The following is a 9769-nucleotide window of genomic DNA, read 5'->3' on the forward strand; positions in this document are numbered from 1 at the left end:
TCGCTGGACAACCTAATCGTCGGCGGTAGCGGGGCCGACACCATTGCCGGTGGCGCCGGCAATGATATCCTCGTTGGTGGCGACGCGGCAGACTTGTTCGTTTATTTGCTGAACTGGGGCCACGACACGATCATAGACTTCATGGCAACCGGCACGGCGCACGACACGATCAGAATCGATCACAACATTTTCGCCGACTGGGAATCGCTTTTTGCTGCATCCAGTCAGTATGGCAACGATACAATCGTTACAGCCGACATCGACAACACCATAGTGTTGAGGAACGTAGCCTTGACGAGCCTAGACTCGGGGGATTTTCTTTTTGCGTGAACCCAATCGGACCTCCTGGTAAACGCCCGGGGGAGATCGGGAATGCTGTGGCGGAGAGGATGACGGCGATTGCGGACGGGTTCGGGGAGGGTGGCGGTGTGAAACCGGCTATCGGCGGCCGCGTGGATTTACTCTGATAAATCCTGCGATCGATTGCGCATCAGGAACTGGCCCAACCGGTTCACGATCTTAAAGGCCCAGAACATCGATGTTGAGACCTTCAGGCCGTTGTCGGCAAGGGCGGACAGCACCTCCTTGTTCTGACGCGATATATTTTGAACGTTCTTGTTCGTGGCGCCCCCTAAGCGCATTCTGACCAGGACTCGCGGGATATAGATTGTTCTGATCCGCGCGACTTCCAAAAATCGCATCATAAGCTCGACGTCGGCTGCAAGCCGATAACGCAGATCAAACCGCCCGAACTGATCATAAGTGCTACGGCGAACATAGAATGTCGGATGTGGTGGACACCAGCCACGGGCGAAAGAACCGGATCTGAACGCACGCGATTTCCAGTAGCGGATCTTGCGATCAGTATGTCGGTTGGAGACATAGACGAGGTCGCCGTAGCAGCCGTCATATGCTTCATCTTCCAACGCAGCCGCCACAGTTCCGAGGGAGTCGCTGCTCTCGAAAATATCGTCCGCATTCAGGAACCCGATAATATCGCCGGTTGCTAGACCGATTCCTTTGTTCATCGCCTCATAGATACCTCCATCCGGTCCCGAAAGCACACGGCGGTTCTCCGCCGGCGCCGAAGCGATGATGGCGAGCGTAGAATCTTGTGAGCCGCCGTCGATGATGATGTGTTCGAAATCGCGGTAGGTTTGCGTGTCGATGGACCGCAACGTATCGGCAATGGTCCCCTCGGCGTTCCAGCAAACGGTGATGAGACTTATCCGGGGGGAGCTTGGATTGGCAGTATCTGCAGCCATCTAACGGTATCTTGCTCATATTTCAAAAGGCGATAGTAAGCCGACCCGTATCAGACGGAAAGGCAGTACCGCAATCGAGTACTGCAAGTTATCCTGGATCAACGCCTGATTGATGAGCGGTGGCGGCTCCTCATCTCGCTAAGTGCATTGCATGCGCATCAATCTATCTGTAGTGAGCACTGTCAAATAGCGATCGTCATAACGACAACCTCGCGAATGCGCGCGGATTTACCGGTTGCAGGAGGTCTCTTGTCTTCGAAGAAAAAACTGCGCAAGGGCATATTGCTCGCGGGGGGCTCAGGCACTCGGCTCCATCCCGCGACCCTCGCCATTTCGAAGCAACTTCTTCCGGTTTTTGACAAACCGATGATCTATTATCCCCTGTCGACGCTCATGCTTGCGGGAATCCGGGATATCTTGATTATCTCGACGCCGCAGGACACGCCGCGCTTTGAACAACTGCTTGGTGATGGCGCGCAGTGGGGATTGAATCTTCAATACGCCGTTCAGGCCGCGCCGGAAGGAATTCCCCAGGCATTCTCGATCGGCAGGGAATTCATCGGGCGAGAGGCAACCGCCCTCGTGCTCGGAGACAATATCTTCTACGGCAATCTCCTGACGCATGACTTGTCCGCGGCTTCGGAACGGTCAGACGAAGCAACCATTTTCGCGTATCAGGTTCACGATCCCGAGCGATATGGTGTGGTGGAATTTGACAGCCAAGGCAAGGTGCTGAGCTTGGAAGAAAAGCCATCCAAGCCTCGCTCCGCCTATGCTGTGACCGGATTGTATTTCTACGATAATGACGTTGTTGATATTGCGGCGGGTTTGAAACCCTCGCCCCGCGGTGAGACCGAAATTACCGATATCAACCGACACTATTTATCGGCGGGCCGGTTGAACGTCGCTGTCCTCGGCAGAGGGCATGCCTGGCTCGACACCGGCACCCACGATTCCCTGCTGGAAGCCAGTCAATTCATTGCCACCATCGAGAGGCGTCAGGGGCTGAAGATCGCCTGTCCCGAAGAAATCGCCTATCATTTGGGTTATATCGACGCCGAGCAATTGGAAAGGCTTGCGGCTCCACTTGAAAAGAGCTCCTACGGTCGATACCTGATCAGCCTGGTCAGGGAGCCAGCTCCGCATTTCCCGACCGGCTGAGGCGCCAACTGGAAACCAATCTTGTCTGCTTTTACCTTGCTTACGCTAAAGACGATGTCCGACACACGCGGCATGCTGACCGTCATGGACGGAATACTGCCCTTTCCGATCATCAGAAGTTTCTGGATCTATGGGGCTGACGGGCATAAGCGGGGTGGGCATCGTCATCACGAGACCCGGCAGGCGTTAGTGGCGCTTTCGGGATCCGTGGTGGTATCGATGGACGATGGTCAAACCCGGGAAGACATCACCTTGTCATCGCCAGACCAATGCTTGCTGGTAGAGCCAAAGGACTGGCACGAAATGACCTTCGGTCAGGATTCAATCCTGCTCGTTTTTGCCTCTCACGGATACGACAAGGACGACTACATCCACACTCCCTATGAGCGGCTTTGAAATGATCGAGTATGAAAGTCTTGCGCAGGCCAACCGTGCACTGATGGAAGAGTTGGAGGCAGTCGCTTCCCGTGTCATTCGTTCCGGATGGTACATTCTTGGGAACGAGGTCTCCTCATTCGAATCCGAATTTGCGACTTTCGCCGAAAGCAAACATTGCATTAGCGTGGCCAATGGGCTGGATGCTTTGATCCTGTCAATCGAAGCGCTCGATCTGCCCAAGGGCAGCGAGATCATGGTCGCATCCAATACCTATATTGCGACGATCCTGGCAATTCTCCGCGCGGGTCACATTCCGGTCCTGGTGGAGCCCGAGCGAGATACTTTCAATATAGATCCAGACTGTCTTCATGCGGCGCTGACACACAACACCCGCGCAATATGTGTGACGCATCTTTTCGGGAAAGCCTGCCGGATGACCGAGATCGCCGCGTTTGCGAGCGAGTATGGTTTGCGGGTGATCGAGGATTGCGCTCAGTCGCATGGCGCGCGCTATGATGGCAGGCTGACGGGAACCTTTGGAATCGCCGGCTGCTTCAGCTTTTATCCGACCAAGAATCTTGGTGCTCTGGGAGATGCCGGTGCGATCGTCACGGACGATGATGAGTTTGCGGATCGCCTTAGGCATATGCGCAATTACGGCTCGAAGAAAAAATATGAAAACCTTTATATCGGCATGAATTCCAGGCTTGATGAGATGCAGGCGGCATTCCTGCGGGTTAAACTGCGTCACCTCGATCAAGTCACTGAACATAAGCGCGCGCTGGCGAACCTCTATTTCGCCAATCTGCCTGAATGGCTGACGCAACCGCTTCGCCGTTCTTCCGAGTATGATGTATTTCATATCTTCGGAATACGTCACCCAGACCGTGACGAATTGCGTCAGTGGCTGCTCGATAACGGGGTGAAAACCGAGATCCATTACCCGATTGCGCCGCATCGGCAGAAGGCAATGCAAGGAATTTTATCCGGCAATTATCCCATCGCCGATGAACTGCACGCCACCGAACTGAGCCTGCCTATTTCGGCGGGGCATAGCAGCGTTGAGATCGAGCGAGTCTGCAGCCTGTTTGCAGCGCTCCCCGAAAAGTTGAAGTTGACCGCATGACAGAGCACCTGAAGGAATCGACCTCCGCACGCGAGGAAGATTGGGATATCATTATCAGGCCCTCGAAGGGCAGTGCGCCGGATCTTGGCCTTGTCTGGCGATATCGCAATCTCATCTGGATGTTCTTCAAGCGAGATTTCACGACATTCTACAAACAAACCATTTTGGGCCCTGTCTGGTACATCATCCAACCGTCGCTGACGGCGATGACCTATTATGTCGTGTTCGGAAAAATAGCCAATCTTTCCACGGATGGTCTTCCGCCCTTCCTATTTTACATGTCGGGTACGATCGTCTGGAGCTATTTTGCTGCGTGTCTGACCAATAACTCCGAAGTCTTTTCGAAGAACGCCAATCTGTTCGGAAAAGTCTATTTCCCCAGGCTTGTGGTGCCACTGTCCGTTGCGATGAGTGGTGTTGTCGCCTTTGCCATCCAATTCCTGCTACTGCTCACGGTTGCCTTTGGGATCAAGATTGCGAACCCCGATCTGGCATTGAGCTATCGTTTCCTGTTTTTGACGCCATTGGTCCTGCTCTACATTGCAGTGCTGGGTATTGGTGCTGGACTGGTCGTTTCCGCTCTGACGGTGCGTTTTCGCGATCTCGTCTATGCCGTCGGATTTATGACGCAACTCTGGATGTACGCTACGCCGATCGTGTATCCATTCAGTCAGATCCCGGAACGGTATCATTGGTTCTACTACATCAATCCAATGACGACACCGGTTCAGATTTTCCGTTGGGCGCTCTTTGACGCTTCAGCTTTGCCCGTCACTCTCTGTCTTGCCAATCTAGCGGTGACCGTTGCGATCACGGTATGCGGGCTGGCACTTTTCTCACGGGCGGAAGCTAACGCGATGGATACCGTCTGATGAACGATGTTGTTATTCGAGCGGAGCACGTCAGCAAGCTGTATCGCCTCGGCGTGATCAATCACGGCACGCTTTATCGCGACCTTCAGAGTTGGTGGGCTAGGTGGCGCAATCTTCCGGATCCGAATGTTTCTGTATCCGACTATGCCTCCGACACGAGAAAGCAGTCGCGATTGAAGGGCGACATCTTTCATGCGCTTGATGATGTCTCCTTCGAGGTCGGGCACGGCGAGATCGTCGGAATTATCGGCAGAAACGGCGCCGGAAAATCTACGCTGCTGAAAGTAATGTCACGTATCACAATGCCCAATTCGGGTTTCATCGGTATCCGGGGCAGAATTGCCAGCTTGCTTGAGGTCGGCACCGGATTTCATCCTGAGCTCACCGGTCGAGAGAACGTCTATCTCAACGGCGCCATCCTTGGCATGAGCCGCGCCGAAGTCAGATCTAAATTCGAGGAGATCGTCGAATTTGCCGAAATCGGCGAATTTATCGACACGCCGGTGAAGCGATATTCATCTGGGATGTATGTGCGTCTGGCTTTCTCCGTCGCCGCGCATCTTGAGCCGGAGATTCTTCTGGTTGACGAGGTGCTGGCGGTCGGAGACGTCAACTTCCAGAACAAATGCATGGGGCGCATGCAGGAAGTCACGAAGACCGGTCGAACGATTCTCTTTGTCAGCCACAATATGACTGCGATCAGCAGCATCTGCCCGAAATCGATTCTAATGGCCGATGGCAAGGTCGCCGCGATGGGCGATACCGCAGATGTGATAAAGGCTTATCTCGATCGCCCGGAATTCGGTGGTACAGCAAGCTACTCGGTCAATCCCGAGGACGTCGACGGAAAGGCGATCATCTGCCGTGTCGCGGTACTGAACGACAAGGATGAAGTTTCTGGAACACTGGAGCTTTCGAAGGGATTCTCGGTCGAGGTCGAATACGAATTGAGGGAGCCTCTTTCCGGCTTATCGGTCGGGATGCAGATCAAGATGGAAGACGGCTACACCACGCTCGTCAGCCTATCCGATCCCGAACTCGACGTCGGTCGCTTGGATACCCGGCCAGCCGGTTACTATAGAGCTCGCGTCAAATTTCCGGGATATCTCCTCAACACGGGAACCTTCTACCTGCGACTTGGCATATCGAGCCGGTTCTCGATCTATTCGGTCGCCGAGGGCATCCGATTTGACGTGGAGGATAATGTAGGAATTATCCAGATGCTTGGTCAGCAACGGAAGCCATCGATTTCGGCGATCCAATTGCCTTGGGAAGTGGAGAAGCTCTTCCTGCGCGATTCTGAGGGTATTTTGAAATGAAGAAAGCGCTTGTCACCGGGGCGGATGGGTTTATCGGCTCTCATCTTGTCGAGACGCTGGTCAGGTCGGGTGTTGAAGTTCGTGCCCTCTGCCAGTACAATTCGTTTTCCAGCTGGGGCTGGCTTGACCAGTCTGAATACCGGGGCAAATTTGAGGTAATCCTCGGCGACGTCCGCGATCCAGCTCAGATGCGCACCGTTGCCAAAGACGTGGATACGATATTTCACCTGGCCGCGCTTATCGCCATTCCCTACTCCTATCAGGCACCGTCAAGTTACGTTGATACCAATGTGCATGGCACGTTGAATGTGCTTCAGGGCGCTCTCGATGCCGGCGTTGGCCGTGTCATCCAGACCTCGACGAGCGAAGTCTACGGCACGGCGCGTTTTGTGCCGATCAGCGAAAGCCATCCCCTGCAGGCCCAGTCGCCCTATTCGGCGTCAAAAATCGGTGCCGATGCGATGGCATACAGTTATCATTCGAGTTTTGACCTACCGGTGACGATCGCACGGCCTTTCAACACTTTCGGCCCGCGACAATCTGCAAGGGCGGTTATTCCGACTGTGATTTCGCAGCTTCTGAGCGGACGGACGACGCTGAAACTTGGTGCGCTGTCACCCACGCGGGATTTCAATTTCGTGCAGGATACATGCGACGGCTTTCTGGCGCTCGCAGCCTGCGACGAAGCCATCGGCCAGACGGTCAATATCGGCTCCGGCAGCGAAATATCGATCGGCGATACCGTTCAGCTGATCGCCGACATCATCGGCGTCGGCGTGGAGATCGAATGCGACGAACAGCGTTTGCGTCCGGCAAACAGCGAAGTGGAACGTTTGTGCTGCGACAACAGCCTGATTAAGTCTCTGACAGGATTTTCGCCGCGTTACAGCTTGGAAGATGGTCTGAAAGCGACGATCGACTGGCTGCGTCAGCCGCAGAATCTGGCGAGATACAAGGCGGATATCTTCAATGTCTAGGCGTGCAGTCATACTGGCGGGCGGAATGGGAACGCGGTTGCGGCCCTATACTGTCGTGCTTCCCAAGCCACTGATGCCGATCGGCGATTATCCTATTCTTGAGGTGATCATTCGTCAGCTGATATCGGGCGGATTTCAGCATATAACGCTTGCCGTCAACCATCAGGCCGAGCTGATCAAGGCTTTTTTCCAGGATGGCGACAGGTGGGGTGTACGCATCGACTATTCGCTCGAGGACGAGCCTCTTGGCACCATGGGGCCGCTGCGGCTGATAAAGGATCTGCCGGAGAATTTCTTGGTGATGAACGGCGACATTCTGACGGATCTCAACTATGCCGATTTTCATGATGCTCACGTCCGCGACGGGAATATATTCACGATCTCGTCCAAGACGCGTCAGCATCGCATAGACTATGGCGTTCTTGACACCGGCGAGGCCGGACTGCTAACCGGCTTTCGAGAGAAACCAACGGCCGAATACAAAGTCAGCATGGGTGTCTACATGGTGTCTTCAAGGGCCGTCGAGCACATACCGCAGCGTGGTGCCTACGGCTTCGATCAGTTGATGCTTGATCTTCTTGCGGCCGGCAAGCCGGCCACAGTTCGAGATTTTGCGGGCTATTGGCTCGATATCGGACGGCCTGACGATTACGCCTTGGCGATCGAGCAGTTCGAATCCATGCGGTCCAGGTTCTTGAATGGTTGATGCCATCGTTACCGGTGCTGGCGGTTTTCTTGGGAGGCGTCTGGTCAGACGGCTCGAGCAGGCTGGTTTTGACGTGCTCGCGCTTGACCGAACGCATGGTGATATAAGTGAAGAAAAGGTTTGGCAGGAGCTTCCCGCCGCACGCACGCTGTTTCACCTTGCCGGCAGGACATTCGTTCCAGATAGCTGGAGCCAAGGACCGAGTTTCACGGCCGCCAACGTCCTCGGAACGCAACACGCTTTGAACTGGTGCAAGCGACACAAGGCCAAACTCGGGTTCGCAAGCGCCTATGTTTACGGAGTGCCCGAGCGTCTGCCGATCCATGAAAGCGATCCGGTCAGGCCGAACAACCCTTATGCTCTTTCCAAACATCTTGCGGAACAGCTTTGTGAGTTCGCCGCCACGCACGAGCAGATACCGGTGGTGGTATTGCGTCTTTTCAATATATATGGCGCAGGGCAGCGACCCGAATTTCTGATACCGACGCTTCTGAACCAGATACGGACCAAGCAGGAAATACAGGTCCTGGATCTCAGTCCCCGGCGTGACTATATCTTCGTTGAAGATGTCCTGAGCGCCTTTGCCAAGGCCATGGACCTCGCGGAAGGCTACCATTGCATCAATATCGGCTCCGGAATGTCGTATTCGGTGCAGGAAATAATCGACATCTTGCAAGAAGCTGCCGGCACTGCTCTACCTGTAGTGTCATCTTGCACAGTTCGGCGGAATGAAATACCTGACGTGCGGGCCGATATCACGCGGGCTCGCGCCGTTCTCGGATGGCGACCGGAATGGGATCTGCCGGCCGGAATCCGCGCGATGATGAAGGAGTCGTAAATTGAACGAACGTTACGTTCCGATCAACAAGGGCAACTACTCGATGGACACGGTCGAGCGCGAAGCCGCGTTCGACAAATTCCGGGGCGAAGGGTGGGAAGCCGAATACGCAGATTACCGTCGCAAGTGGTCAGAATATGCCCTGAACCAGCAGGTTTCGGATTATCCGCTGCTCGTCGATCTCGAGCTGGCATCGATCTGCAATCTGCGCTGCCCGATGTGCTATACGATCAGCGACGAGTTTAAGAAAAGTGTGAACACGACGCGGATGGACTGGGATCTCTACTGCCGCATCATCGATGAGATCGGCGGCAAGGTTCCCGCGATCCGTCTGTCGTTGCGTGGCGAGGCTACGCTGCACAAGCGCTTCGCAGACTGCGTGCGCTATGCCAAGGACCATGGGATCAAGGAAGTCTCGACCCTCACGCACGGCTTCAAGCTCAACAGAGACTATTTCGCTCAGCTCGTCGATGCCGGCATCGACTGGATCACCGTTTCGATCGATGGCACCGGTGAGACCTACGAGAAGATACGCAAGCCGATCAAGTTCGAGGCGCTACTCGATAAGATCAAGGACATCAAGAAGTACAAAGACGAGCGCGGGCTCCATCGTCCGGTCATCAAGGTGCAAGGCATTTGGCCGGCGATCAGGGAAAATCCGGATCTCTATTATGAAACCTTTGCGCCTCACGTGGATCTTGTCGCCTTCAATCCGCTGATCGACTATCTCGGAAACGATTCCGACGTTCAATATCTGGATAACTTCACCTGCCCACAGCAATACCAGCGCCTGGTTATCGGCGCCGACGGGCTTGTGATGAAGTGCTCGAACGACGAGGAAAATCGCGAAGTCATTGGTGACGCGACGACGGAGACGGTACACCAGATTTGGCACGGTGAAAAAATGAATGCAGTCCGCGCCTTGCACAAAGAACCGCAGGGCTTCTTGAAAAGCGAAGTATGCCGCCGATGCTATCTGCCTCGCCTGACGGATGATGAGCCGACCGAAATCTGCGGCCGGAAAGTGATTGTCCGAAATTACGTGGATCGGGCTCAGGAAATCGGAAAATAGAGAAGCATCCGGCGTCGTATACCGGTCGTGTGCGGGATGACATCGCTGTGCTATC

The 9769-nt window shown here is 54.7% G+C and carries 10 protein-coding genes and 1 pseudogene; 10 read left to right on the forward strand and 1 reads right to left on the reverse strand.

Going from position 1 to position 9769, the window contains the following annotated elements:
• Window positions 1-330 (forward strand): annotated as a pseudogene (locus tag RWJ89_RS19435) (hypothetical protein); the annotation flags it as partial.
• 128 nt (window positions 331-458) lie between these two features.
• On the opposite strand, the gene RWJ89_RS19440 reads toward RWJ89_RS19435, so the two are convergent.
• The gene (locus RWJ89_RS19440) at window positions 459-1265 is read right to left on the reverse strand and encodes a glycosyltransferase family 2 protein (RefSeq protein WP_131666764.1); all 807 of its coding nucleotides are present in this window, start codon (window positions 1263-1265) and stop codon (window positions 459-461) included.
• Between the two features lie 249 nt (window positions 1266-1514).
• On the opposite strand from RWJ89_RS19440, the gene rfbA reads away from it, so the two are divergent.
• The 9 genes from rfbA to RWJ89_RS19485 are packed head-to-tail and all read left to right on the forward strand — an operon-like array spanning window position 1515 to window position 9714.
• Window positions 1515-2426 (forward strand): glucose-1-phosphate thymidylyltransferase RfbA, encoded by a 912-nt coding sequence (gene rfbA, locus RWJ89_RS19445; RefSeq protein ID WP_020048549.1) that lies wholly within the window; start codon window positions 1515-1517, stop codon window positions 2424-2426.
• Between the two features lie 21 nt (window positions 2427-2447).
• On the forward strand, window positions 2448-2822 hold the full coding sequence (locus RWJ89_RS19450; RefSeq protein ID WP_020048550.1) for a sugar 3,4-ketoisomerase: 375 nt from the start codon (window positions 2448-2450) through the stop codon (window positions 2820-2822).
• 1 nt (window position 2823) lies between these two features.
• A complete protein-coding gene (locus RWJ89_RS19455) occupies window positions 2824-3930 on the forward strand; it encodes a DegT/DnrJ/EryC1/StrS family aminotransferase (protein WP_168285011.1) in 1107 nt (368 codons plus the stop codon).
• Entirely contained in the window at window positions 3927-4802 is an 876-nt protein-coding gene (locus RWJ89_RS19460) for an ABC transporter permease (protein WP_168256684.1), read from the forward strand. The genes RWJ89_RS19455 and RWJ89_RS19460 overlap by 4 nt, the downstream gene beginning before the upstream one ends.
• Window positions 4802-6121 carry an ABC transporter ATP-binding protein gene (locus tag RWJ89_RS19465; RefSeq protein WP_131666759.1) on the forward strand — a complete coding sequence of 440 codons (1320 nt, stop codon included), beginning with the start codon at window positions 4802-4804 and terminating at the stop codon, window positions 6119-6121. The genes RWJ89_RS19460 and RWJ89_RS19465 overlap by 1 nt, the downstream gene beginning before the upstream one ends.
• Window positions 6118-7098, forward strand: coding sequence for an NAD-dependent 4,6-dehydratase LegB (locus RWJ89_RS19470; protein ID WP_131666758.1), 981 nt, complete (start codon window positions 6118-6120; stop codon window positions 7096-7098). Before RWJ89_RS19465 ends, RWJ89_RS19470 begins: the two co-directional genes overlap by 4 nt.
• Window positions 7091-7804, forward strand: a complete 714-nt coding sequence (locus RWJ89_RS19475) for a nucleotidyltransferase family protein (RefSeq protein ID WP_222010053.1) — start codon at window positions 7091-7093, stop codon at window positions 7802-7804. Before RWJ89_RS19470 ends, RWJ89_RS19475 begins: the two co-directional genes overlap by 8 nt.
• Entirely contained in the window at window positions 7797-8642 is an 846-nt protein-coding gene (locus RWJ89_RS19480; RefSeq protein WP_131666756.1) for an NAD-dependent epimerase/dehydratase family protein, read from the forward strand. Before RWJ89_RS19475 ends, RWJ89_RS19480 begins: the two co-directional genes overlap by 8 nt.
• Before the next feature lies 1 nt (window position 8643).
• Window positions 8644-9714, forward strand: coding sequence for a radical SAM/SPASM domain-containing protein (locus RWJ89_RS19485; protein ID WP_003545680.1), 1071 nt, complete (start codon window positions 8644-8646; stop codon window positions 9712-9714).
• The last annotated feature ends 55 nt before the right edge of the window (window positions 9715-9769 follow it).

The sequence above is a fragment of the Rhizobium sp. 10PS4 genome (assembly GCF_032464805.1).
GTDB classification, from domain to species: Bacteria; Pseudomonadota; Alphaproteobacteria; order Rhizobiales; family Rhizobiaceae; genus Rhizobium; species Rhizobium laguerreae.